Here is a 23,580-nt window from a genome sequence, read left to right on the forward strand (position 1 = left end):
CGCAGCCGGCCCAGCCCAGCAGAAAGACATCCCGTATGCCCGTACCGGCACTGCCCCGGCTCGGCCTCGGCTGCGCGCCGCTGGCCAATCTCTACCGCGCCATCACCGACGAGGAGGCGGAGGCCACAGTGGCCGCCGCCTTCGAGGCGGGGCGGCCCCTCACGTACCTCGACACCGCCCCGCACTACGGCCTGGGCCGCTCCGAGGAGCGGCTCGGCCGGGCGCTGGCCGGCCGGGACCGCGCGTCCTACGTGCTGTCCACCAAGGTCGGACGCCGGCTGCGCGACCTCGGCCCCGGGGAACTGCCGGACGGCCAGGGCTTCGCCGACGTCCCCGACCGCGCCAGGGTCTGGGACTTCACCGCCGACGGCATACGGGCCACCCTGGAGGGCTCCCTGGAGCGGCTCGGCGTGGACGCCGTCGACATCGTCTACCTGCACGACGTCGAGAACCATCTGCCGGACGTCTACGCCACCGGCTTCCCCGCGCTCGCCGACCTGCGCGACCAGGGAATGGTCAAGGCCATCGGCTTCGGCATGAACCACAGCGACGTCCTGGCCCGGCTCGTCGCCGACCTCGACGTCGACGTGGTGCTGTGCGCGGGCCGCTGGACGCTGCTGGAACGCACCGCCTACGACGACCTGCTGCCGGTGTGCGAGCGCCGCGGCACCAAGGTCGTCGTCGGCGGCGTCTACAACTCCGGGCTGCTGGCCGACCCCAAACCCGGGGCTCACTACGACTACGCCGCCGCGCCGCAGGAACTGCTCGACCGGGCGCTGCGGATGGCCGCGGTGTGCGGCGAGTTCGGCGTCCCGCTGCGGGCCGCCGCCCTGCGCTACCCCTTCGCCCACCCCAGCGTGGTCTCCGCGGTCGTCGGCGCCGCGAACCCGGACGAGGTGCGCGACAACACCGCGATGTTCCACCACGACATCCCGGACGCGATGTGGCACGCGCTGGTCGAGCGCGGACTGCTCGACAAGGACGTACCGCTGCCGCTCGCGGCGACCCTCCCGGCGGGCGAGTAGCCCATGCGGATCGACGCGCACCACCACCTGTGGGACCTCGCGCGGCGCCCGCAGCCCTGGCTGACCGGCGCCGCGCTCGACGCCATCGCCCGCACCTTCGCACTCGCCGAGCTGGAACCGCTGCTCGACGCGCACGGCATCGACGCGACCGTGCTCGTGCAGTCCAGCTCGTCGCTGGACGAGACCCGAGAGCTGCTCGCCATCGCGGCCGGGTCCGGCGGCCGCGTCGCCGGCGTCGTCGGCTGGGCCGACCTCACCGACCCCGCCCTGGCCGACGTGCTGGCCTCGCTGAGCGGCCCGCTGGTCGGCATACGCCACCAGGTCCAGGACGAGCCCGACCCGTGGTGGCTGGCCCGCGCCGCTGTCCGCCGCGGCCTGGCCACGGTCGCCGCCGCCGGCCTCGCCTACGACCTGCTGGTCACCCCGCGCGAGCTGCCCGCGGCGCTGGAGACGGCGGCGGCGCTGCCCGAACTGCGCTTCGTGCTCGACCACGCGGCCAAGCCGCGGATCGCCTCCGGCGAGTGGGAGCCGTGGGCCGCGCAGCTCTCGCGGCTGGCGGCCCTGCCCAATGTCAGCTGCAAGCTGTCCGGGCTGGTGACCGAGGCCGTGTGGGCCGGCTGGGAGCCGGCCGACCTTCTGCCTTACGCGCGACACGTGCTCGATGCCTTCGGGCCGGCCCGGACGCTGTTCGGCTCCGACTGGCCCGTCTGCACGTTGGCCGCGTCCTACGACGCCGTGGTCGCTCTCGCGGAGGAAGCCGCCGCCGGCCTCTCCCCGGCCGAGTCCGCCGCCGTCTTCGGCGACACCGCCGCCCGCATCTACGCCTTGACCTGACCCCTCACACCCGAGGCCCGGCCCCTTGCGGTGCGCTGCTTCCCGCAACCACGGCGGTGGGAAAGGCCATCGCCTGCCGGAAGGGGCAGGTTCTCGGGGGCGCGGGGAACTGCGCGACAAGCCAGGACGGTCGGAAAGGGGGCCGCCCACCGCAAGGGCGACCCCTCAGGGGCGCTGGGCGCGCAGCCCAGGGGGCGGGGGCTACAGGGTCGAGCGGAGCCACTGCTCCACGCTCGCGACGTGGACCGTGGCCCAGGAGCGGGCCGCCTCGGCGTCGCGGTCCCGGAGCGCGCCCAGAATCGCCCGATGCTCATGGAGCGTCCGCGACACCGCGTCCTCCTGGGTGAGGCCGCGCCAGACGCGGGCGCGGGTGGTGGGGCCGGAGAGGCCGTCGAGGAGGGAGCACAGGACGGAGTTGCCCGAGCCCTGGACGATGCCGCGGTGGAATTCCAGGTCGGAGGCGACCAGCTCCTCCACGGACGGCTCCGGCCCCAGCGCGTCGAGCTTGCCCTGCAGGACGTCGAGCTCCTCCGCGGGGATGCGCAGCGCCGCCATCGCGGTGGCGGCAGGTTCCAGGATGCGCCGCACCGCCAGGAATTCCAGCACCGTGTCGTCGCGGTGGAAGTCCACCACGAAGCTGAGCGCTTCGAGCAGCAGCTGCGGGTCGAGGCTGGTGACGTACGTGCCGTCGCCCTGGCGGACGTCGAGGATCCGGATCAGCGACAGGGCGCGCACGGCCTCGCGCAGCGAGTTGCGGGACAGGCCGAGTTCGGCCGCCAGCTCGCTCTCCTTGGGGAGCCGGTCGCCCGGCCGCAGGGCTCCGGAGACGATCATCTCCTTGATCTTCTCAATGGCCTCGTCGGTGACCGCCATCGCGCCCTCCCCTTGCTCCGGTCCCGCAGCGCCGCCAGACCTCCGATGTATAGCCTCATTATGTGCCCGGGGAGCCCGATCACCTAACGAAACGGGAATTCAGCGGCCGGCGTACCTGCCGGGTGGCGACCCGACCGCGGCGGTGAAGTCCCGTGTCAGATGCGCCTGATCGGCGTAGCCGAGGTCCGCGGCGAGGACGGCCCAGTCGACGCCGGCCCCCTCGTCGGCCCGGGCGGCGGCCTCGTGCAGCCGCGCCCGCCGCAGCACCCACTTGGGCGAGGCGCCGACGTATTCGGCGAAGAGCCGCTGGAGCCGGCGTACCGGCATGCCCAGCTCGCGGGCCAGCTCGTCGACCCTGAAGAGCTGCGGGCGGGCGGTGATCGTCTCGACCAGTTCGGCGACCTCGGCGACCTGCGGGTCGGGGGGCAGGCCGGGCAGCAGAGCGAGCAGGAAGCGGTCGGCGTGCGCGGCCATCTCCGGCAGGTCGTCCAGCGCCAGGATCCGCCGGCCCGCCTCGGCGACCGCGGGCCCGAAGACGTCAGCGGCGGGCACCGCGCGGTCGGCCAGGGCGGCGACCGGGCCGTGCGCGAAGGGCCGGAAGGCCCCGGGCCGGAATTTCACCCCGAGGACCTGCCCGGCACCTTCCAGGCGCCGCACGAACACCTCGCGCTGCACCCCGTAGACCAGCGGTTCCGGTGGCTCGAAGACCAGGTGCACGTTCGGGTGCGCGAGCACCTTCTGCTCGTACGGGTCGCGGCCGCGCAGGTCCCAGCGGGGGTTCCAGTAGTAGTCGACCAGGGCGGCGAGGCCTGGCGCCGGGGCGTGCTGCCGTACGTCGAGGAATCCCGCCGCCCGGTCCGGCCGCAGCACCCCGCGGCCCAAGCCGTGCCTGCTCATGGGCCCAGCCTATGCGGTGTCGCGTTTGTTCAAGACGGGCCCGCGAGGCGCTGCGTAACGTCGCGGGCATGAACTTCCACGCAGAGATCGCCGACAGCGCGCGGGAGGCGGCCCGTATCACCGCCGGGGTCGGCCCGGACCGGCTCACCGGGCCCACCCCGTGCCCCGACTACGACGTCCGCGCCCTGGTCAACCACCTGGTCGCCTACACCGGTATCGGCATGGAGCTGCGGGCCAGGCGCGAGCCGCACCCCGACGACCTCGCCACCCGGGACTTCACCGCGGATCCGCAGTGGGCGGCGCACTATGCCGAACAGCTGGACCGGTCGGTGGCCGCCTGGGCGGACCCGGCCGTCTGGGAGGGCGAGATCAACTCCGTGCCGGCCGAGGGCATGGCCGCCATGCTGTTCCTCGAACTGTGCCTGCACGGCTGGGACCTGGCCAAGGCCACCGGGCAGGACTACCGCGTCGCCGACGCCACCGCGCGGCGGCTGCTGGCCGCGGTGCGCGAGAACGCGCAGATGTACCGCGACTACAAGGGCTTCGGCGAGCCGGTGGAGGTGCCAGCGGGCGCGGGCGACCTGGAAACCGCTGTCGCCCTGTCGGGCCGCGACCCATACTGGGCCGGATGATCCAACACCGTCTCATCTCCCGGGTGCGGGAGGTGTGCCGCGCGGACCCCGGGGTCCGCGCGGCCCTGATGTACGGCTCGTTCGCGGCCGGGCAGGGCGACGAGCACAGCGACGTCGAGTTCTGGCTGTTCTTCGACCCGGCGGCCCGTGCCGCGCTCGCCCCGGCCGCCTGGTGCGCGAAGGTCGCCCCGGTGAACCTGGTGGTGCGCAACGAGTTCGGGACCCATGTCGCCTTCTTCCCCGGCCCGGTGCGCGGCGAGTTCCACTTCGCCACCACCGACGACATCGGCTCGGTCGCCGGCTGGCCGGCCCGCGGCGCCGCCGTCGAGGCGATGGTGGTGGTCGACAGGGACGGCCGCCTCACCCCGGTGCTCGCCGCGCTGCCCGAGCACGCGGCGGTCCCCGGCGACCCGGAGGAGATCGCCGACCTGTGCGGCAGGTTCGCCAACTGGCTGGTGCTCGCCCTGCACGTGACGGCCCGCGGCGAGCGCCTGCGGGCGCAGGACGCCCTGGGGCACGCCGCCCGCCACCTGTTGTGGATGGCCAGGCTCGCCGAGCGGAGCACCGCCCACTGGCTGACTCCGTCCCGCGGCGCCGAGGCCGAACTGCCGGCCCGTACGGTCGCGGCCGTGGCCGAGTCCTCCCCGGCGGCGCTGTGGCGCGAGGGCCGCGAGCGCTGGCTGGCCCTGCTGGCCGCGACCGGCGGCGAACCGCCGGCCGCGCTCTTCGCCGAGCTGGACCGGCTGACGGCGTAGCCCGCGGGCCGTCAGTCGCGTACGGCCAGCAGCCGCTCGACCCGCGCCCGTATCTCCGGGGTGTCCAGGCCGCGGATCGTGAGCGTCGTACGGCGCCGCAGGACGTCGTCCACGTCCTGCGCCCACTCGTGGTCGCGCGCGTAGACGACCTGCGCCCAGATCTCCGGCGCGTCCGGGTGGATACGGCCGGCCAGCTCCGGGTCCTCGGCGGCCAGCCGGGCGATGTCGAAGGCCAGCGAGCCGTAGTGCCCCGCCAGGTGCCTGGCGGTGTCGGGCGCCATCCGCGGGCCCGGCACGCCGGCGTCGGCCTGCAGGCGGTGGGCGACCGCGCCCCGGCTGGCGAAACCGGGCAGCGGTGCCCGGCGCGGCAGCGACGACATCGGCTCCATGTCGTCGGCCAGCGGCCGTCCCGGCAGCTCCGCCAGCTTGTTCATCACCGTGCGGCCGATGTGCCGGAAGGTCGTCCACTTGCCGCCCGCGACCGACAGCATCCCGCCGCGGCCCTCGGTGACCACCGTCTCGCGCTTGGCCTTCGCGGTGTCGCCGGGGCCGCCGGGCAGCACCCGCAGCCCGGCGAAGGCGTACGTGATCAGGTCCCTGGACAGCTGCTGGTCGCGGACCGAGAAGGCGGCCTCGTCCAGGATCTGCGCGGTGTCCGCCTCGGTGACCCGCACGTCGGCCGGGTCGCCCTCGTACACCTCGTCGGTGGTGCCCAGCAGCAGCATGTCCTCCCACGGCAGGGCGAAGGTGATGCGGTACTTGTCGATCGGGGTGGCCAGCGCCGCCCGCCAGGGCGCGGTGCGGCGCAGCACCAGGTGGGCGCCCTTGGACAGCCGGATCGACGGGTCGGCCGCCTGGTCCTCCATCCGCCGCAGCCGGTCCACCCAGGGCCCGGTGGCGTTGAGCACCAGCCGGGCGTCGACCCCGAATTCCGTGCCGTCGGTCCGGTCCCGCACCTCGGCCCCGGTGACCCGGCCGCGGGTGAAGCGCAGCCCGGTGACCTCGGCGTGGTTGAGCACGGTCGCGCCCGCCTCCACCGCTGCCCTGACCGTCATCAGGGCCATCCGGGCGTCGTTCATCTGCCCGTCCTCGTAGACCGCGACCGCCCGCAGGTCCTCCGTGCGCAGCTCGGGTACGTCGCGGGCGGCCTTCGAGGGGCTGATCACATGGCCGACGCCGTCCCTGAAGGCGGACAGCGCCGAGTACGCGAACACCCCCGCGCCGAGCTTGGCGGCGCCGTGCGGGCCGCCCTTGTAGACCGGCAGGTAGAAGGTCAGCGGATTGGCCAGGTGCGGCGCCACGTCCCGGGACACCGCGCGCCGCTCCAGGTGGTTCTCGGCGACCAGCCGCACCGCGCCGGTCTGCAGGTAGCGCAGACCGCCGTGCAGCAGCTTGGAGGACGCCGAGGAGGTGGCGCCGGCGAAGTCGCCGGCGTCCACCATCGCCACCCGCAGACCCGACTGCGCGGCGTGCCAGGCGGTGGTGATGCCCAGGATCCCGCCGCCGATCACCAGCAGGTCGTACGTGGCACGCCCGAGCTCGTCCCGGGTCTCGGCCCGGCCGGGGTTGGCGCCGGCAGTCGGATGCGTCCCCGGTGCGGGGGCGCTCTGCGGAGTGGTCATGGTTCCCTCGACCCTTCAGTCCTGCTCGTCGTCCAGCCAGCCCATGGTCGCCTGCACGGCCTTGAGCCACTGCTTGTATTCCTTGTCGCGCTCGCCGGCGTCCATCTGCGGGGTCCACTCGGCGGCGCGCTTCCAGTTGGCCCGCAGCGCCTCGGTGTCCGGCCAGAAGCCGATCGCCAGCCCCGCCGCGTAGGCCGCGCCCAGACAGGTGGTCTCGGCGACCATCGGGCGCACCACGGGCACGTCGAGGAAGTCGGAGAGGGTCTGCATGAGCAGGTTGTTGGACGTCATGCCGCCGTCCACCTTCAAGGTGGTGACCTCGGTGCTGGAGTCCTTGAACATCGCGTCGGCGATCTCCCTGGTCTGCCAGGCGGTCGCCTCCAGCACGGCCCGGGCGATGTGCGCCTTGGTCACGTACCTGGTCAGACCGGCGATCACCCCGCGCGCGTCGGAGCGCCAGTAGGGGGCGAACAGGCCGGAGAAGGCCGGTACGAAGTAGGCGCCGCCGTTGTCCTCCACGGAGGAGGCCAGCGTCTCGATCTCGGCGGCGGTGCTGATCAGGCCCATCTGGTCCCGCATCCACTGCACCAGCGCGCCGGTGACCGCGATGGAGCCTTCGAGGGCGTAGACCGGCTTGGCGTCGCCGATCCGGTAGCCGACGGTGGTGATCAGGCCCGCGTAGGAGTTCACCGGGGTCTCACCGGTGTTCATCAGCATGAACGTGCCGGTGCCGTAGGTGGACTTCGCCTCGCCCACGGCGAAGCAGGTCTGTCCGAACAGCGCGGCCTGCTGGTCGCCGAGCGCGGAGGCCACCGGGACGGCGTCCAGGCCGCCGATGTCGGTGGTGCCGTAGACCTCGGATGACGACCTGATCTCGGGCAGGACGGACATCGGGACGCCGATGGAGTCGCAGATCTTCGCGTCCCACTGGAGGGTCTTGAGGTCCATCAGCAGGGTCCGGGAGGCGTTGGTGACGTCGGTGACATGCTTGCCGCCGTCGACGCCGCCGGTGAGGTTCCAGATCACCCAGGAGTCCATGGTGCCGAACAGGATCTCGCCGCGCTCGGCGCGCTCCCGCAGCCCGTCGACGTTGTCGAGGAGCCAGCGGACCTTGGGCCCGGCGAAGTACGACGCCAGCGGCAGTCCGGTCTGCCGCCGGAAGCGGTCCTGGCCGACGTTGCGGCCCAGCTCCCTGCACAGCGCGTCGGTGCGGGTGTCCTGCCAGACCAGCGCGTTGTGCACCGGCTCGCCGGTGTTCTTGTCCCACAGCATCGTGGTCTCGCGCTGGTTGGTGATGCCGATGGCCTTGACGTCGGACGGGGTGAAGCCGGCGATGTCCTGGCCGGCCTTGGTGATGGCGCCGGCGACCACCTCCTGGACGTTCGTCCAGATCTCGGCGGCGTCGTGTTCGACCCAGCCCGGCTTCGGGAAGATCTGCTCGTGCTCCTTCTGGTCGACGGCGACGATCCGGCCGTCGCGGTCGAAGATGATGCAGCGGCTCGATGTGGTGCCCTGGTCGATCGCCGCGATGAAGGGTCCCGTGCCGTGGCTGCTGGTGGGCGTGTCGGTCATGGTGTGCTCCTCGTCGGGTCTGCGCTCGGTGGTCCGGCTGACGACAGTGGTCCCGTACGGCTCTATGTGAACGCGAGCCGGTAAAGTCCGCCCGCGATAGCTGCGCCGGCCAGCGGGCCGACGACCGGGATCCACGCGTAGCCCCAGTCGGAGCCGCCCTTGTTCGGCAGCGGCAGCAGGCTGTGCACGATCCGCGGGCCGAGATCCCGGAACGGGTTGATCGCGTAGCCGGTGGGCCCTCCGAGTGACAGGCCGAGTCCGACCACGATCAGCGCGGTGAGCAGGATGCCCATTCCATTCTCCGCCAGTCCGGCCGTCATGCCCTGCGTGAGGATGAAGAGCACCAGGACCGCGGTGGCGATGGCCTCGGTGAGCAGGTTCTGCAGCGGGTTGCGGATCTCCGGGCCGGTGGCGAAGACCCCGAGCACCGGGCCGCCGGGCTGGGCCTTGTTCCCGGTCGTGGGGCCCGCCGGGTCCGCGTCGAGGCCCGCGAGGACCTCCGGGTCGGTCAGATGGGCCTGGAACTGCCCCAGGTAGGCCACCCAGACCAGAAAAGCGCCGATCAATGCGCCGATCAGCTGACCGAGCAGGTAGTACGGCACCTTCGACCACTCGCCGGTCTTGATCGCGACACCGAGCGTGACCGCGGGGTTCAGATGGCCGCCGGAGTAGCCGTTGGCGATGTAGGCGCCGCCCAGGACGCCGAATCCCCAGCCGAAGGTGATCGCCAGCCAACCGGCGTCCCTGGCCTTGGACCGTTTGAGTGTCACGGCGGCGCAGACGCCGCCGCCGAGCAGGATGAGGACGGCGGTACCGAAGATCTCGCCGATGACGATATGGCCGTTGGACACAGCGACTCCCTTGTCACAATCCGTCCGGTGTTCGACATTGTCGATCGCAGGACGAGAGTGTTCTCCCCTTGGGTTGCGCAGGTCAAGAGGGATGTGACCCATTCCTCGCCATTCCTCGCCGTTCCTCGCCCGAGGCGGGGCAGCCGGCACTGCCGGCCGGGCAGGAAGAGGCGGCAAGCGGGAAGGAGCGGGGCTAGAAGCGCCCGGCGCCCAGGTCGCGGGAGACCGCGCGGGCGCAGTCGCGTACCGCCGCCACCAGGCGGGCCTGGATGCCGTCCGCGTCGCAGACCCGCTCCACCGCGCCGGTCAGGCCCACCGCGCCCACCGGCATCCGCCGCCGGTCGTAGACGGGCGCGGCGACCGACGCCACGCCGTCCCAGGTCTCCTCCAGGTCCGAGCCCCAGCCACGGGCCCGGGTCAGGTCGAGCACCGACTCGAAGTCGTCGGCGCCGGTCACCGTACGGGAGGTCAGCGCCGCCAGCTCGCCCTCGGCGACCTCGTTGCGCGCCACCGGATCGAAGGCGGAGAGCACCTTGCCCAGCGCGGTGCTGTGCAGCGGCTGCATCGCCCCGACCTCCAGGACCTGCCGGCCGTCGTCGGGCCGGAAGACGTGGTGCACGATGAGCACCCCGTGCTGGTGCAGCACCCCCAGATACGCCGCCTCGCCGCTGGACCTGGCCAGGTCGTCGGTCCACACCAGCGCGCGGGCCCGCAGCTCGTGCACGTCCAGGTAGCTGTTGCCGAGGCGCAGCAGCTCCGCGCCCAGCTGGTACTTGCCCGACACCGGCTCCTGCTCCACGAAGCCCTCCTGCTGCAAGGTGCGCAGGATGCCGTGCGTGGTGCCCTTGGCCAGCCCCAGCGACGACGCCACGTCCGACAGGCCCAGCCGCCGCTCACCCCCGGCCAGCAGCCGCAGAACCGCGGCCGCGCGCTCCAGCGACTGGATCGAACCGGGCATCGCATGCACTCCACAGGGACGGAAATGGGCGGACATCGGGGAAACGGCGGTTGGTCGGCATTGTCGACCCTCATCATCGCAGAGATGAGTCTGGCACCACCCGTCCGCTCTTCGGAATGCCTTCGAGACGCGGCCCCCTCGGCGGCTACTCTGGCCAGGTGTGCGTTCCGTCCCCCGCGGGCGGGCGGCGCATAGCCGACAGCCGTCGCATCCCAGGGAGCAGTTCCATGGCCTCGCCGTCCCCTTCGTCCGCCGCCCCCGCCGCCGCGAGCAACGCCCGCGCCGCCGCCCTGCGCCAGGCCCTCGCCACCCGCGTCGTGGTCGCCGACGGCGCCATGGGCACCATGCTCCAGGCGCAGGAGCCCACCCTCGACGACTTCCAGCAGCTCGAAGGCTGCAACGAGGTACTCAACATCACCCGTCCGGACATCGTCCGATCGGTGCACGAGGCCTACTTCGAGGCCGGCGTCGACAGCGTCGAGACGAACACCTTCGGCGCCAACCACTCCGCCCTGGGCGAGTACGACATCCCCGAGCGGATCCACGAGCTGTCCGAGGCCGGCGCCCGCATCGCCCGCGAGGTCGCCGACGGCTTCGCCGCCGACGGCCGCCCCCGCTGGGTCCTCGGTTCGATGGGCCCCGGCACCAAGCTGCCGACCCTGGGCCACGCCCCCTACGGTGTCCTGCGCGACGGCTACGAGGCGAACGCCGCGGGCCTGATCGCCGGCGGTGCGGACGCGCTGCTGGTGGAGACCACCCAGGACCTGCTCCAGACCAAGGCGGCGGTGATCGCGGCCCATCGCGCCATGAGGTCGGCCGGGGTGAGCCTGCCGCTGATCTGCTCGGTGACCGTGGAGACCACCGGCACCATGCTGCTCGGCTCGGAGATCGGCGCCGCGCTCACCGCGCTGGAACCGCTCGGCATCGACATGATCGGCCTGAACTGCGCCACGGGCCCCTCCGAGATGAGCGAGCACCTGCGCTATCTCGCCCGGCACTCGCGCATCCCGCTGTCGTGCATGCCCAACGCGGGCCTGCCGGTGCTCACCAAGGACGGCGCCCACTACCCGCTCACCCCGGGCGAACTGGCCGACGCCCACGAGCTCTTCACCCGCGAGTACGGCCTCTCGCTGGTCGGCGGCTGCTGCGGCACCACGCCGGAGCACCTGCGGCAGCTCGTGGAGCGGGTCGGCGGCCAGGACCTGCGCCCGCGCACCGCCCGCCCCGAGCCGGGCGCCGCCTCGCTCTACCAGACCGTCCCCTTCCGCCAGGACACCTCCTACCTGGCGATCGGCGAGCGGACGAACGCCAACGGGTCGAAGAGATTCCGCGACGCGATGCTCGAAGGCCGCTGGGACGACTGCGTGGAGATGGCCCGCGACCAGATCCGCGAGGGCGCCCACCTGCTCGACCTGTGTGTGGACTACGTCGGCCGGGACGGCGCCGCCGACATGGCCGAGATCGCCGGCCGCTTCGCCACCGCCTCCACCCTCCCGATCGTGCTGGACTCCACCGAGGTCCCGGTGCTGCGGGCGGGCCTGGAGAAGCTCGGCGGCCGCGCGGTGCTGAACTCGGTCAACTACGAGGACGGCGACGGCCCGGAGTCCCGGTTCGCCAAGGTCACCGCGCTCGCCCAGGAGCACGGGGCCGCGCTGATCGCGCTCACCATCGACGAGGAGGGCCAGGCCCGTACCGTCGAGAAGAAGGTCGCCATCGCCGAGCGGCTGATCGCGGACCTCACCGGCAACTACGGCATCCACGAGTCGGACATCCTCATCGACTGCCTGACCTTCACCATCTGCACCGGCCAGGAGGAGTCCCGGGGCGACGGCGTGGCCACCATCGAGGCGATCCGCGAGCTCAAGCGCCGCCATCCCGACGTGCAGACCACCCTCGGCCTGTCCAACATCTCCTTCGGCCTCAACCCGGCCGCCCGCGTGGTCCTCAACTCGGTCTTCCTCGACGAGTGCGTGAAGGCCGGCCTGGACTCGGCGATCGTGCACGCCAGCAAGATCCTGCCGATCGCCCGGCTGGACGAGGAGCAGGTCAAGACCGCGCTCGACCTGGTCTACGACCGGCGCGCCGAGGGCTACGACCCGCTCCAGCGGCTGATGGAGCTGTTCGAGGGCGTCGACAACAAGTCGCTGAAGGCGGGCCGCGCCGAGGAACTCCTCGCGCTGCCGCTGGAGGAGCGGCTCCAGCGCCGGATCATCGACGGCGAGAAGAACGGCCTGGAGGCGGACCTGGACGAGGCGCTGACCGAGCGCCCGGCCCTGGAGATCGTCAACGACACGCTGCTGGCCGGCATGAAGGTGGTCGGCGAGCTGTTCGGCTCGGGGCAGATGCAGCTGCCGTTCGTGCTCCAGTCCGCCGAGGTCATGAAGATCGCGGTGGCCTACCTGGAACCGCACATGGAGAAGTCGGACGACGAGGGCAAGGGCACCATCGTGCTGGCCACCGTCCGCGGCGACGTCCACGACATCGGCAAGAACCTGGTCGACATCATCCTGTCCAACAACGGCTACACCGTCGTCAACCTCGGCATCAAGCAGCCGGTGTCGGCGATCCTGGAGGCCGCGCAGGAGCACCGGGCCGACGTGATCGGCATGTCGGGGCTGCTGGTGAAGTCCACGGTGATCATGAAGGAGAACCTGGAGGAGCTGAACCAGCGCGGCCTGTCCGCCGACTTCCCGGTGATCCTCGGCGGCGCCGCCCTGACCCGTGCCTACGTCGAGCAGGACCTGCACGAGATCTACCAGGGCGAGGTCCGCTACGCCCGCGACGCGTTCGAGGGCCTGCGGCTGATGGACGCGCTGATCGGCGTCAAGCGCGGCGTGGCCGGTGCCGCGCTGCCGGAGCTGAAGCAGCGCCGGGTGGCCAAGCGCGAGCAGCCGGAGCCGGCCGAGGAGGTCAACCTCGGCCAGGTCAGGTCCGACGTCGCGACCGACAACCCGGTGCCCGCCCCGCCCTTCTGGGGCAGCCGGGTCGTCAAGGGCATCCAGCTCGCCGACTACTCCGCCTGGCTGGACGAGGGCGCGCTCTTCAAGGGCCAGTGGGGGCTGAAGCAGGCCCGCTCCACCGGGCCGACGTACGAGGAGCTGGTGGAGACCGAGGGGCGGCCGCGGCTGCGCGGGCTGCTGACCCGGTTGCAGTCCGAGAGCCTGCTGGAGGCCGCGGTCACCTACGGCTACTTCCCGTGCGTGTCCAAGGGCGACGACCTGATCGTGCTGCACGAGGACGGCACCGAGCGCACCCGCTTCACCTTCCCCCGGCAGCGCAGGGGGCGGCGGCTGTGCCTGGCCGACTTCTTCCGGCCGGAGGACTCCGGCGAGACCGACGTGGTCGGCTTCCAGGTGGTCACCGTCGGCAGCCGCGTCTCGGAGGCCGCCGCCGAGCTGTTCGCCGCCGACTCCTACCGCGACTACCTGGAGCTGCACGGCCTGTCGGTGCAGCTCGCCGAGGCGCTGGCCGAGTACTGGCACGCCAGGGTGCGCGCGGAGCTGGGCTTCGCGGGCGAGGACCCGGGCGACGTCGAGGACATGTTCGCGCTGAAGTACCGCGGCGCCCGCTTCTCGCTGGGCTACGGTGCCTGCCCCGACCTGGAGGACCGGGCCAAGATCGCGGCGCTGCTGGAGCCGGAGCGGATCGGCGTGAAGCTGTCCGAGGAGTTCCAGCTGCACCCCGAGCAGTCCACCGACGCGATCGTCATCCACCATCCGGAGGCGAAGTACTTCAACGCCCGCTGAGGCGGCGGCACGGCGGCCCGCACCTGGACGTCGCCGGGCCGTCGCCCGCGCGTCGCGTGCCCGTCGGGCGTGCCGTGGCGGGGGGACGTAGACTGGTCGGTCCGGCAGAGGCCGGTCGCCTTCCCGTACGCGGGATGCGGCGACCGGCCTTTGTGTCCCCCACGAAAGGGCACGTCGGCACCACTGCGGCGCCCGGTCAGCATCCCCGGCCGAGGAGTGAGCCTATGACCAGCAGCATCCCCGTCGTCGACACCCGTCCGGCGGACGGCCGCGGTCTGCAGGCCGTGCTGCTGGACATGGACGGCACCCTGGTGGACACCGAGGGCATCTGGTGGGCGGCGGAGACCGGGGTCTTCGCCGACCTCGGCCACGTGCTGGACGAGGTGCACAAGGCGGTCGTGGTGGGCGGGCCGATGGCCCGCAGCGTCGGCCACCTCATGGAGGTGACCGGCACGACGGCGACGCTGGCGGAGCTGATGGTGGCGATCGACACCCGCTTCGAGGAGCTGATCGTCCGCGGCGCCCCGCTGATGCCCGGTGCCAGGCGGCTGCTGACCGAACTGGCGGCGCACCGGGTGCCCACCGCGCTGGTGTCCGCCTCGCACCGGCGCACGATCGACGCGATGCTGCACACCCTGGGCGCGGAGAACTTCGCCTTCACCCTTGCCGGGGACGAGATCGCCCGCACCAAGCCGTATCCGGACCCCTATCTGGCCGCCGCGGCCCGGCTGGGCGCCGACCCGGCGGCCTGCGTGGTGGTCGAGGACACCCTCACCGGGGTCGCCGCCGCGGAGGCGGCCGGCTGCCAGGTGGTCGCGGTGCCGTCAGTGGTGCCGATCGAACCGGCCCCGGGGCGTACCGTGGTCACCTCGCTCGACCAGGTGAATGTCCCTTTTCTGCGGTCCCTGGTCCGGCGCTCTGTGAACGCGGATCTTCACTGAGCGTGAAGTCTGAATAAAATCTCACGGAGTGGAATCCGGAGCGTGTGATGATTGTCACACGACACCCCATCGACAGCGGGTCCCCCGACTGGATGAGATTTCACTTACCGCATCTTTACCCGGGCGAACTGTCCGTTTTGACGTACCGCGGGTCGATAGCCCACACGTCCGCATATCGGAGGTGAACGTCCTGTTACCGGTATGTAATGTCCCCTCAATCACTCCGTGTCCCGGTGAGCCAAGGCCGCCCCGCTAATGTCCTCGACGGTCGATGCCGACTCAACCGACCGGCATGTGAGCAAGGGGATTCACTGGATGTCACGAAACAAGCGTGTCGTCGCCGCAGCCGCCGTGGCCTTCCTGGCCATCGGCGCCTCCGCGTGCGGTGGCAAGAAGGACAATTCCTCCAGCAACGGGGAAAGCAGCAGCAGCGGCGGCGGCAAGGGCGCCGTGATCGTCGGGACCACCGACTCGGTGTCCTCGCTGGACCCCGCGGGCGCGTACGACTACGGCTCGTGGGAGGTCGTCGACAGCGTCTACCAGAAGGTGATGCACTTCCCGACCGGCGCCACCACGCCGTCCCCGGACGCGGCCAAGGCCTGCACCTTCACCGACCCCAAGACCTACTCCTGCGACCTGCAGACCGGTCTGACGTTCTCCAACGGCGACGCCCTGACGTCGACGTCGGTGAAGTTCACCTTCGACCGGATGCTCAAGATCGCGGCCCCCAACGGCCCGTCGAGCCTGCTGGCCAACCTTGACAGCACCACCACGACCGGTCCCGACAAGGTGGTCTTCCACCTCAAGAACCCCGACTCGACCTTCCCCTCGGTGCTCGCCACCGACGCCGGCGCCATCGTCGACGAGAAGGTCTTCCCGGCCGACAAGCTGCTCGACGGCTCCCACATCATCGGCTCCGGCCCGTACACGCTGGACAAGTACACCGCAAAGCAGCAGGCGTCGCTGAAGGCGAACCCGAAGTACAAGGGCACCAACAAGCTGAACAACAGCCAGGTCGTGCTGCAGTACTTCTCCGAGGCCTCGGCGCTCAAGCAGGCCGTCAAGGACGGCACGGTCACTGCCGCCTTCCGCAGCCTGTCGCCCACCGACACCCAGGACCTGAAGAAGACCTCGGGCATCCAGGTGCTCGAAGGCACCGGTACCGAGAAGCGCTACCTGGTCTTCGACGCCAAGGTGAAGCCCGCCGACCAGAAGGCCGTGCGGCAGGCCGTCGCCCAGGTCATCGACCGGGCCGGCATCGCCAAGGACGCCTACAACAACACCGTGGCCCCGCTCTACTCGATGGTCGGCAACGGCATCGAGGGCCACACGGACGCCTTCAAGGACAAGTACGGCGCCCCCGACACCAACAAGGCCAAGGCGCTGCTCAGCGCCGCCGGCATCACCACCCCGGTGCAGCTGGCGTACGCCTGGACGCCCAGCCACTACGGTGCCGCGTCCGCCGACGAGGCCACCGCGATCAAGCGGCAGCTGGAGGCCACCGGCCTGTTCAAGGTCACCCTCAGCTCCACCGAGTGGCAGCAGTACCAGAAGGACGAGAAGTCCGACACGTACGCCTCGTACATGATCGGCTGGTACCCGGACCTGCCCGACCCCGACAACGACGTCGCGCCGTTCCTGACCAAGGAGCCCTTCCTGGGCACCGGCTACGTCAACCCGCAGATCCTCACCCTGCTCAGCAAGGAGCAGGGCACGGACGACAAGACCGTGCGCGACCAGGCCTTCGCCGACATCCAGAAGATCGTGGCGGAGGACGTCCCGATCATCCCGCTGTGGCAGGGCAAGCAGACGGTCGTCATCCGCGACGGCGTCACGGGCGCCGACAAGGCCCTCGACCCGACGATGTTCCGGTTCTACGAGCTCGGCTCGAAGTGACCGACGGCCGGCCCGCGGGGGAGTGACCCCCGCGGGCCGGCCCCGGCACGCGGCACCCCCACGCGCACCCCGTCGTCCACTGTCCGGGCCAGACCGGACAGCCACCGGAAAGTCACCGCATGAGCAACACGAGCAAGCAGTCGGGCTCGCTGCGGCGCTACGTCCTCACCCGGATCGCGCTCGCCGTGCCCATGGTCCTGATCCTGCTGATCCTGGTCTTCGTCATGATGCGGGTGGCACCCGGTGACCCGATCTCGGCGTCGCAGGGCGGCAAGCTGAACGCCACGGAACTCGCCGCGAGACGGCACGCGGCGGGCTTCGACGCGCCGCTGTACCAGCAGTTCTGGGACTACCTGAAGTCGGTGGTCACGCTGAACTTCGGCACCACCTTCTCCGACCGCCGCAGCGTGCGCGACATCATCATCGAGAACGGCGGCGCGACGCTGACCCTCACCGCGGGCGCCCTGGTCTTCGCGACCGTCATCGGCATCCCGGTCGGCCTGCTGGCAGGCCGCTACCGCGACCGCCCGGTCGACGTGATCGCCCGGCTGGCCAGCACCATCAGCTACGCGGCCCCGGTCTTCGTCACCGCCCCGCTGCTCACGCTCGCCTTCGGCTCCACCTCGGGGCAGGCCTCACCGCTGACCCAGCTCAACGTGCCCACCCAGACGCACATCCTGATCCTGGACGCGGCGCTGGACGGCGACTGGGGGGCGGTGAACGACATCCTCCAGCACCTGCTGCTGCCGTCCATCGCGCTGGGCCTGCTCATCGTCGGCGTCTTCATCAGGATGATCAGGATCAACCTCATCCAGTCGCTGCAAGGCGACTACATCGAGGCGGCCCGCGCCCGCGGCGTCAAGGAACGCCATGTGGTGGCCCGGCACGGCTTCCGCAACGCCCTGGTGCCGGTCATCACCGTGCTCGGGCTCCAGGTCGCCATGCTCCTCGGCGGCGCGGTGCTCACCGAGAAGTACTTCAACTGGCCGGGCATCGGCCGCCAGTTGATCGACTACATCAACCAGCGCGACTACGTCGCCGTGCAGGGCATCGTCACCGTCTTCGCCCTGGTCGTCGTCGTGATCAGCCTGCTGATCGACTTCGTCAACGCGCTGATCGACCCGAGGGTGCGCTACTGATGGCCACGACGACTCTCCCCACCGGGCCGATCGAGCCCGACGCGTCCGCCAAGGGCACCCGCTTCGGCGGCCTGCGCCGGATCACCGCGGCGATCCGCGAGGCCCGCGGCGTACCGAGGTTCATGCTGTGGGCCGGCGCGGTCATCTCCGCGCTGTTCGTGATCACCGCGGTCTTCGCGCCGCTCATCGCGCCCTACAGCTTCGACACCTACAGGTCCGGCGGGCACAACTTCCCCAAGCAGGGCTCCCCCGACGGGGACCACTGGTTCGGCACCACCGTGCAGAGCCTCGACGTGCTCTCCCGCACCGTCTACGGCGCCCGCACCGCCCTGGAGGTGATGCTGCTCGCGGTGGTCTTCTCGCTGATCCTCGGCGTGCTGCTCGGCCTGGTCGCCGGCTACTTCGGCGGCTGGCTCGACCGCATCCTGGTGCTGGTGATGGACGCGCTGTTCGCCTTCCCCTACCTGCTGCTCGCCATCGTGGCCGGCTTCGTCTTCTCCGGCATCGCCGGCGGCGGCGTGGTCACCGCGGCGCTGTCCATCACGGTGGTCTACATCCCGCAGTACTTCCGGGTCGTCAGGGCCTCGGCGCTGTCCGCCAGGGAGGCCACCTTCGTGGAGGCCGCCCGCGCGATGGGCGCCAAGCCGTCGGTGGTGATCCGCAAGTACCTGTTCGGCAACGTCATCCAGTCCGTCCCGGTCATCACCACCATGAACGCCGCCGACGGCATCGGCACCCTGGCGGGCCTGGGCTTCCTGGGCCTGGGCATCCAGCCCACCCAGGCCGCCGAATGGGGCTACGACCTGGACCGCGCCATCGACGACGCCAACGCCGGCATGTGGTGGACCAGCCTCTACCCGGGCCTGGCCATGGTCATCGCCATCCTCGGCTTCACCCTGCTCGGCGAAGGCCTCAACGACGTGCTCAACCCGACCATGCGGCGCCGCCGGATCAGCAAGGTGCTGCTGCCCGCCCACACCCGGCGCCGTACCGTCACGGCTCCCGCACTGCCCGATGTTCCCGAAGGTGAGGCCGTCAAGTGACCGAACCCGTCCTGTCCGTCCGCGACCTGCGTGTCTGGTACGGCACCGACCGCGGCCCGGTACGAGCCGTGGACGGCGTCACCTTCGACGTACGGCCCGGCGAGACCCTCGGCCTGGTCGGCGAGTCCGGCTGCGGCAAGTCCACCCTGGGCCGCGGCGTGCTCGGCCTGACCCCGCCGGCCGCCGCCGTCGACGGCGAGGTCGTGCTGCGCAGCCCCGGCGGCGCCGGCCGCAACCTGGTCGGCCTGCCCGCCAAGGAGATCCAGCGGCTGCGCGGCCCCGAACTCGGCCTGATCTTCCAGGAGCCGATGACCCGGCTCAACCCGCTGATGCGGATATCGCAGCACTTCGAGGAAGCGCTGCGCGCCCACCACAAGGGCCTGCCCAAGCAGGAGATCAAGGCCCGCGCGCTGGCGGCGCTGCGCGGCATGGGTATCCCGGAGAGCCGCTACGGCAGCTACCCGCACGAATTCTCCGGCGGCATGCGGCAGCGCATCATGATCGCGCTCGCCCTGGTGCTGCGGCCGGCGTTCATCGTCGCCGACGAGCCCACCACCGCGCTCGACGTGCTGGTCGAGGCGCAGATCATCAAGATCCTCGCCGACCTGCGGAAGAACTTCGACACGTCGCTGGTGCTCATCACCCACAACCTCGGTATCGTCGCCGAGGCGTGCGACCGGGTCGCGGTGATGTACGCCGGTCACATCGTGGAACAGGGCGACGCCCGCGAGGTGTTCGCCAACCCGCAGCACCCGTACACCAGGGAACTGCTCCGCTCGACCATCTCGCTGTCCACCACCGGGCTGCACTTCATCCCCGGCAGTCCGCCCGATCTGGTGGAACCGCCGCAGGGCTGCCGCTTCCACCCCCGCTGCCCGGTCGCCATGCGCGGCTGCGCCACCGTGGAGCCGCCCGAGGTGGTCCTGCCGACCGGCGTGGTCAGCGCCTGCTGGCAGCAGGCGATCGAGGCGGACCCCGCACTGGCGGACGAGCTCGGACCGGGCGGGCGCGAACCGCTCGCCGCTGTGAAGGAGATCAGCGTTGCTGACGAAGCCTGACATCGAAGAGTCCGGCGAGGGAGCCGCCGGCGACGTCGGCGAGGCGCTGGTCGAGGCGAGCGGCCTCGAAGTGCACTTCGGCCTGCGCGGCGGCCTGCTCGGCCGTTTCTCCGGCCGCGCCGCCGGCGCGGTCCGCGCCGTCGACGGCATCGACCTGACCCTGCGCAAGGGCGAGGTGCTCGGCCTGGTCGGCGAGTCCGGCTCCGGCAAGACCACCCTGGGCCGCACCCTGATCGGCCTGACCAAGGCCACCGCGGGCACCGTCCGCTACCGGGGCCAGGACATCACCGCACTCGGTGAGCGCGGGCTGCGCCCGCTGCGCCGCCGGCTCCAGATGGTCTTCCAGGACCCGCACGCCTCGCTCAATCCGGCGATGGACATCCGCACCGCCGTCGGCCACCCGCTGCGCATCCACCAGCTGGTCGCCGACGAGCAGGAGTACGAGGCCAGGGTCGTCGACGCGCTGGAGCGGGTCGGCCTGACCCCGCCGGAGCGCTACCTCGGCAAATTCCCCGGTGACCTGTCCGGCGGCCAGAAGCAGCGTGCGGTCCTCGCCAGGGCGATCATCGCGGAACCCGAACTGCTGGTCGCCGACGAGCCGATCTCCATGCTGGACATGAGCGTCCGCGCCAAGATCCTCCAGCTGATGCTGGACCTCAAGCGCGATCTGGACCTCACCTACGTCTACGTCACCCACGACCTGGCCAGCGCGAAGTTCTTCTGCGACACCATCGCGATCATGTACCTGGGCCGGATCGTGGAGTACGGGCCCACCGCGGAGGTCTTCGCCAACCCGCAGCACCCGTACACCGAGGCGCTGCTCGCCGCGATCCCCGAGCCCGACCCGGAGCGCGCGCTGCCCCGCGAGCTGCCGCGCGGCGAGATCCCCGACGCCGCCAGGCCGCCGATGGGCTGCGCCTTCCACCCGCGCTGCCCCGTCGCGGTTGAGGCGTGCGGCTGGGAGGCGCGCGATCTGCGCACCCTGCTGGAGAACAGGTGGCTGGAACTCGCCCCCGAAGCGGCAACACGGGAGAAATCCCTCTTCGCCGACGTCGAGTCACTGGCCGTCGACGGCCTGAGCACCGTCGCTATAGCACCCGGCCGAGGCCACTCACCCGAAGATGTGTTGGAATACCTCCGGCATCTGCGCGAGGAGGCATCGCAAGCCGAGCCGCGTGAGCCGTTCTGGCGCGGCGTGGTGTCGATGCACGCCGAAAGCGGCCGGGCCGTGGTGGAGTTCGCGCCTCCGCGGGATCCGCGCCTCAGCCTGATTCCGGCCACCGGCGTGCAGGTGGCCTGCCATCTGCGTGAGCCCGTCGGGAGCACCACAGGTACATGAGCAGGATAAAGAGGAGAACGACGACGATGAACCGCAAGCTTCTGGTGCTGCCCGCCCTGCTGGGCGTGATGACACCCCTGCTCACCGGGTGCGGCGGTTCCGGCGGGGGGAGCGGTGGCGGCAAGGCCATCGTCGTCGGCACCACCGACACCATCGAGCTGAGCAAGGACAACCCGGCGCCGCTCGACCCCGCGACCTCGTACGACAGCGCCACCTGGAACATCTTCTACAACACCTTCCAGATGCTGCTGACCTACCAGCGCGGCAGCACCACGCCGAGCCCGGACGCCGCCAAGGACTGCCACTACACGGACGTCAGCGTGCTGACGTACCAGTGCACGATGCGCGGGGACCAGAAGTTCTCCAACGGCGACCCGATGACCGCGCAGGACGTGAAGTTCTCCATCGACCGGATGCAGAAGATCAACTGGGCGGCCGGTCCGGCCACGCTGATATCCGGCGTCAAGTCGGTGGACGCGCCCGACGACAAGACGGTGGTCTTCCACCTCAAGGCGCCGGACGCGACCTTCCCCGCCAAGCTCGCCACGCCCGCCGCGGCGATCGTCGACAAGAACGTCTATGCCGCCGACAAGCCCTACACCGGCTTCCGGCTGATCGGCTCCGGCCCCTACACGCTCAATTCCTTCGTGCAGGCCAAGCAGGGCCAGTTCTCCAAGAACCCGCACTACAGCGGCGCCCTGAAGGTCAACAACAGCGCGATCCAGCTGAAGCTGTTCGCCGACCCCCACAAGATGGAGTCCGCGCTGCGCGCCGGCACCATCGACGTGATGGCCCGCACCCTGAGCCCCGACCAGGTCGGCACCCTGCTCAGCGGCAACGACCCGGACGTCAAGCTCACCGAGTCACCCGGCGGCGAGGCGCGCTTCCTGTTCCTCAACACCGACGCGCCCGCGCTGAAGAACGTCGCCGTGCGCAAGGCGATGGCCCAGATCATCGACCGGCAGGCGATCACCCGCGACGTCTACAAGCGGACCGCCGACCCGCTGTACTCGGTGATCCCGCAGGGCATCACCACCCACACCAACTCGTTCTACAACACCTACAAGGACCCCTCGGTCCCGGCGGCCAAGGCCCTGCTGCGCGGCGCCGGCGTCACCGACAAGGTCCCGCTGACCATCAACTACCGCCGCGACGTCGGCGGCACGTCGAACGAGGCCGAGGCCAAGACGATCGCCCAGCAGCTCAACGCCAGCGGGCTGTTCGCCGTCACGACCAAGAGCGAGCAGTGGAACACCTTCCTCAAGAAGGCCACCAGGCACGAGTACGACGTCTTCGCCCTCAGCTGGCTGCCGGACTTCCCGGACCCGGACAACTACATCGCGCCGTTCTTCGACAAGGACAACTTCCTCGACCTCGCCTACAACAACAAGACGATCCAGGACCAGTTGCTGCCGGCCACCCGCAAGCAGGCCCAGCGCGGGGCGACCACCATGGACTTCACCAGGGCGCAGAACCTGATCGCCGCTGACGTGCCGATGCTGCCGCTGTGGCAGGGCAAGCAGTACATCGCCGCCCGCAGCAACATCACCGGCGTCGAGTGGGCGCTGAACTCCTCGACCACCACCCAGTTCTGGGAGCTGGGCCGGGGCCAGAGCGGCTGACGCCGTCCGGAACCCAGGGCGGCGGGCCGCGGTCGACCGACCGCGGCCCGCCGCCTTTCCGGGCTCGCCGGCTCGCGCCGGGGCGTACTCAGCTCGCGCCGGGGCGCACCAGGCCGCTCTCGTAGGCGTAGACCGCGGCCTGCACCCGGTCGCGCAGCCCCAACTTGGTCAGCACGTGCCCGACATGGGTCTTCACGGTGGTCTCCGAGACGAACAGCTCGGCGGCGATCTCCGCGTTGGACAGCCCCCGGGCCACCAGCCTGAGCACCTCGACCTCGCGCTCGGTCAGGGTGTGCAGCGGCTGCGGCACCGACTCGTCACCCGACGGCAGCCGGCCCGCGTACTTGTCCAGCAGCCGCCGGGTGATGCTCGGCGCGAGCATCGCCTCGCCCGCGGCCACCACCCTGATCGCCTGCACCAGTTCGGCCGCCGGGGCGTCCTTGAGCAGGAAGCCGCTGGCACCCGCCCGCAGCGCCTCGATCACGTACTCGTCGAGATCGAAGGTGGTCAGCACCAGCACCTTCGCCGGCCCCGACCGGTCGGGCCCGGTGATCTGCCGGGTGGCCTCCACCCCGTCCATCCGGGGCATCCGGATGTCCATCAGCACCACATCGGGCTGCAGCGCCCGCACCTGGTCCAGCGCCTGCTGGCCGTCCCCGGCCTCACCGACCACAGCCAGGTCGGGCTCGGCCTCCAGGATCATCCGGAAACCGGTACGCAGCAGGGGCTGATCGTCCACCAGCAGGACGCGGATCGCCACAGGTAACTCCTCCGTCT

Annotated in this window: 19 protein-coding genes; 12 read left to right on the plus strand and 7 right to left on the minus strand. The window is 71.1% G+C overall.

Going from position 1 to position 23,580, the window contains the following annotated elements:
* Positions 1 to 35 precede the first annotated feature (35 nt).
* The gene (locus BUE44_RS17915) at positions 36 to 1,025 is read left to right on the plus strand and encodes an aldo/keto reductase (protein ID WP_073499563.1); all 990 of its coding nucleotides are present in this window, start codon (positions 36 to 38) and stop codon (positions 1,023 to 1,025) included.
* 3 nt (positions 1,026 to 1,028) lie between these two features.
* Positions 1,029 to 1,859: an amidohydrolase family protein gene (locus BUE44_RS17920; RefSeq protein WP_073499565.1), complete on the plus strand. Its 831-nt coding sequence runs from the start codon at positions 1,029 to 1,031 to the stop codon at positions 1,857 to 1,859.
* 201 nt (positions 1,860 to 2,060) lie between these two features.
* On the opposite strand, the gene BUE44_RS17925 is transcribed toward BUE44_RS17920, so the two are convergent.
* Positions 2,061 to 2,732 (minus strand): FadR/GntR family transcriptional regulator, encoded by a 672-nt coding sequence (locus BUE44_RS17925; RefSeq protein ID WP_073499567.1) that lies wholly within the window; start codon positions 2,730 to 2,732, stop codon positions 2,061 to 2,063.
* Positions 2,733 to 2,831: 99 nt separating this feature from the next.
* Positions 2,832 to 3,629, minus strand: coding sequence for an AraC family transcriptional regulator (locus BUE44_RS17930; protein WP_073499569.1), 798 nt, complete (start codon positions 3,627 to 3,629; stop codon positions 2,832 to 2,834).
* Positions 3,630 to 3,697: 68 nt separating this feature from the next.
* On the opposite strand from BUE44_RS17930, the gene BUE44_RS17935 reads away from it, so the two are divergent.
* The gene (locus BUE44_RS17935) at positions 3,698 to 4,261 is read left to right on the plus strand and encodes a TIGR03086 family metal-binding protein (RefSeq protein ID WP_073499571.1); all 564 of its coding nucleotides are present in this window, start codon (positions 3,698 to 3,700) and stop codon (positions 4,259 to 4,261) included.
* A complete protein-coding gene (locus BUE44_RS17940) occupies positions 4,258 to 5,016 on the plus strand; it encodes a nucleotidyltransferase family protein (protein ID WP_143172525.1) in 759 nt (252 codons plus the stop codon). The genes BUE44_RS17935 and BUE44_RS17940 overlap by 4 nt, the downstream gene beginning before the upstream one ends.
* An 11-nt stretch (positions 5,017 to 5,027) precedes the next feature.
* Here BUE44_RS17940 and BUE44_RS17945 read toward each other — a convergent pair whose 3' ends face one another.
* The 4 genes from BUE44_RS17945 to BUE44_RS17960 all read right to left on the minus strand — a co-directional run bounded on the left by BUE44_RS17945 (position 5,028) and on the right by BUE44_RS17960 (position 10,019).
* Complete coding sequence (locus tag BUE44_RS17945; RefSeq protein ID WP_073499576.1) at positions 5,028 to 6,638, minus strand: glycerol-3-phosphate dehydrogenase/oxidase; 1,611 nt, start codon at positions 6,636 to 6,638, stop codon at positions 5,028 to 5,030.
* 15 nt (positions 6,639 to 6,653) lie between these two features.
* Positions 6,654 to 8,210: a glycerol kinase GlpK gene (glpK, locus tag BUE44_RS17950; protein WP_073499578.1), complete on the minus strand. Its 1,557-nt coding sequence runs from the start codon at positions 8,208 to 8,210 to the stop codon at positions 6,654 to 6,656.
* A gap of 62 nt (positions 8,211 to 8,272) precedes the next feature.
* Positions 8,273 to 9,061 (minus strand): MIP/aquaporin family protein, encoded by a 789-nt coding sequence (locus BUE44_RS17955; protein WP_073499580.1) that lies wholly within the window; start codon positions 9,059 to 9,061, stop codon positions 8,273 to 8,275.
* Positions 9,062 to 9,254: 193 nt separating this feature from the next.
* Positions 9,255 to 10,019: an IclR family transcriptional regulator gene (locus BUE44_RS17960; RefSeq protein WP_073499583.1), complete on the minus strand. Its 765-nt coding sequence runs from the start codon at positions 10,017 to 10,019 to the stop codon at positions 9,255 to 9,257.
* Positions 10,020 to 10,246: 227 nt separating this feature from the next.
* Between BUE44_RS17960 and metH the strand changes: the two genes are divergently transcribed.
* The 8 genes from metH to BUE44_RS18000 all read left to right on the plus strand — a co-directional run bounded on the left by metH (position 10,247) and on the right by BUE44_RS18000 (position 22,803).
* Entirely contained in the window at positions 10,247 to 13,765 is a 3,519-nt protein-coding gene (metH, locus tag BUE44_RS17965; protein WP_073499586.1) for a methionine synthase, read from the plus strand.
* A 224-nt stretch (positions 13,766 to 13,989) separates the two neighbouring features.
* Entirely contained in the window at positions 13,990 to 14,706 is a 717-nt protein-coding gene (locus BUE44_RS17970; protein WP_073499588.1) for an HAD family hydrolase, read from the plus strand.
* A gap of 315 nt (positions 14,707 to 15,021) precedes the next feature.
* On the plus strand, positions 15,022 to 16,602 hold the full coding sequence (locus BUE44_RS17975; RefSeq protein ID WP_073499591.1) for an ABC transporter substrate-binding protein: 1,581 nt from the start codon (positions 15,022 to 15,024) through the stop codon (positions 16,600 to 16,602).
* Between the two features lie 119 nt (positions 16,603 to 16,721).
* Entirely contained in the window at positions 16,722 to 17,741 is a 1,020-nt protein-coding gene (locus BUE44_RS17980) for an ABC transporter permease (RefSeq protein ID WP_073499593.1), read from the plus strand.
* Positions 17,741 to 18,784 carry an ABC transporter permease gene (locus BUE44_RS17985; protein WP_079189848.1) on the plus strand — a complete coding sequence of 348 codons (1,044 nt, stop codon included), beginning with the start codon at positions 17,741 to 17,743 and terminating at the stop codon, positions 18,782 to 18,784. The genes BUE44_RS17980 and BUE44_RS17985 overlap by 1 nt, the downstream gene beginning before the upstream one ends.
* Positions 18,781 to 19,842 carry an ABC transporter ATP-binding protein gene (locus tag BUE44_RS17990; RefSeq protein WP_073499595.1) on the plus strand — a complete coding sequence of 354 codons (1,062 nt, stop codon included), beginning with the start codon at positions 18,781 to 18,783 and terminating at the stop codon, positions 19,840 to 19,842. Before BUE44_RS17985 ends, BUE44_RS17990 begins: the two co-directional genes overlap by 4 nt.
* Entirely contained in the window at positions 19,826 to 21,181 is a 1,356-nt protein-coding gene (locus BUE44_RS17995; protein ID WP_073499911.1) for an oligopeptide/dipeptide ABC transporter ATP-binding protein, read from the plus strand. The genes BUE44_RS17990 and BUE44_RS17995 overlap by 17 nt, the downstream gene beginning before the upstream one ends.
* A gap of 26 nt (positions 21,182 to 21,207) precedes the next feature.
* Entirely contained in the window at positions 21,208 to 22,803 is a 1,596-nt protein-coding gene (locus BUE44_RS18000; RefSeq protein ID WP_073499597.1) for an ABC transporter substrate-binding protein, read from the plus strand.
* Between the two features lie 88 nt (positions 22,804 to 22,891).
* Here the strand turns inward: BUE44_RS18000 and BUE44_RS18005 are convergent, their stop codons facing one another.
* The gene (locus BUE44_RS18005) at positions 22,892 to 23,563 is read right to left on the minus strand and encodes a response regulator (RefSeq protein ID WP_073499599.1); all 672 of its coding nucleotides are present in this window, start codon (positions 23,561 to 23,563) and stop codon (positions 22,892 to 22,894) included.
* Positions 23,564 to 23,580 lie beyond the last annotated feature (17 nt).

The organism is Actinacidiphila paucisporea, from assembly GCF_900142575.1.
In the GTDB taxonomy this organism is placed as follows: Bacteria; Actinomycetota; Actinomycetes; order Streptomycetales; family Streptomycetaceae; genus Actinacidiphila; species Actinacidiphila paucisporea.

What these genes read in the sequence shown, in the direction of transcription:
- BUE44_RS17930 (WP_073499569.1), bottom strand. Translation starts at nt 3,629, where the DNA reads ATGAGCAGGCACGGCTTGGGCCGCGGGGTGCTGCGGCCGGACCGGGCG.
- BUE44_RS17925 (WP_073499567.1), bottom strand. Translation starts at nt 2,732, where the DNA reads ATGGCGGTCACCGACGAGGCCATTGAGAAGATCAAGGAGATGATCGTC.
- BUE44_RS17940 (WP_143172525.1), top strand. Translation starts at nt 4,258, where the DNA reads ATGATCCAACACCGTCTCATCTCCCGGGTGCGGGAGGTGTGCCGCGCG.
- BUE44_RS17980 (WP_073499593.1), top strand. Translation starts at nt 16,722, where the DNA reads ATGAGCAACACGAGCAAGCAGTCGGGCTCGCTGCGGCGCTACGTCCTC.
- glpK (WP_073499578.1), bottom strand. Translation starts at nt 8,210, where the DNA reads ATGACCGACACGCCCACCAGCAGCCACGGCACGGGACCCTTCATCGCG.
- metH (WP_073499586.1), top strand. Translation starts at nt 10,247, where the DNA reads ATGGCCTCGCCGTCCCCTTCGTCCGCCGCCCCCGCCGCCGCGAGCAAC.
- BUE44_RS17915 (WP_073499563.1), top strand. Translation starts at nt 36, where the DNA reads ATGCCCGTACCGGCACTGCCCCGGCTCGGCCTCGGCTGCGCGCCGCTG.
- BUE44_RS17945 (WP_073499576.1), bottom strand. Translation starts at nt 6,638, where the DNA reads ATGACCACTCCGCAGAGCGCCCCCGCACCGGGGACGCATCCGACTGCC.
- BUE44_RS17975 (WP_073499591.1), top strand. Translation starts at nt 15,022, where the DNA reads ATGTCACGAAACAAGCGTGTCGTCGCCGCAGCCGCCGTGGCCTTCCTG.
- BUE44_RS17935 (WP_073499571.1), top strand. Translation starts at nt 3,698, where the DNA reads ATGAACTTCCACGCAGAGATCGCCGACAGCGCGCGGGAGGCGGCCCGT.
- BUE44_RS17970 (WP_073499588.1), top strand. Translation starts at nt 13,990, where the DNA reads ATGACCAGCAGCATCCCCGTCGTCGACACCCGTCCGGCGGACGGCCGC.
- BUE44_RS17985 (WP_079189848.1), top strand. Translation starts at nt 17,741, where the DNA reads ATGGCCACGACGACTCTCCCCACCGGGCCGATCGAGCCCGACGCGTCC.
- BUE44_RS17920 (WP_073499565.1), top strand. Translation starts at nt 1,029, where the DNA reads ATGCGGATCGACGCGCACCACCACCTGTGGGACCTCGCGCGGCGCCCG.
- BUE44_RS17960 (WP_073499583.1), bottom strand. Translation starts at nt 10,019, where the DNA reads ATGCCCGGTTCGATCCAGTCGCTGGAGCGCGCGGCCGCGGTTCTGCGG.
- BUE44_RS18000 (WP_073499597.1), top strand. Translation starts at nt 21,208, where the DNA reads ATGAACCGCAAGCTTCTGGTGCTGCCCGCCCTGCTGGGCGTGATGACA.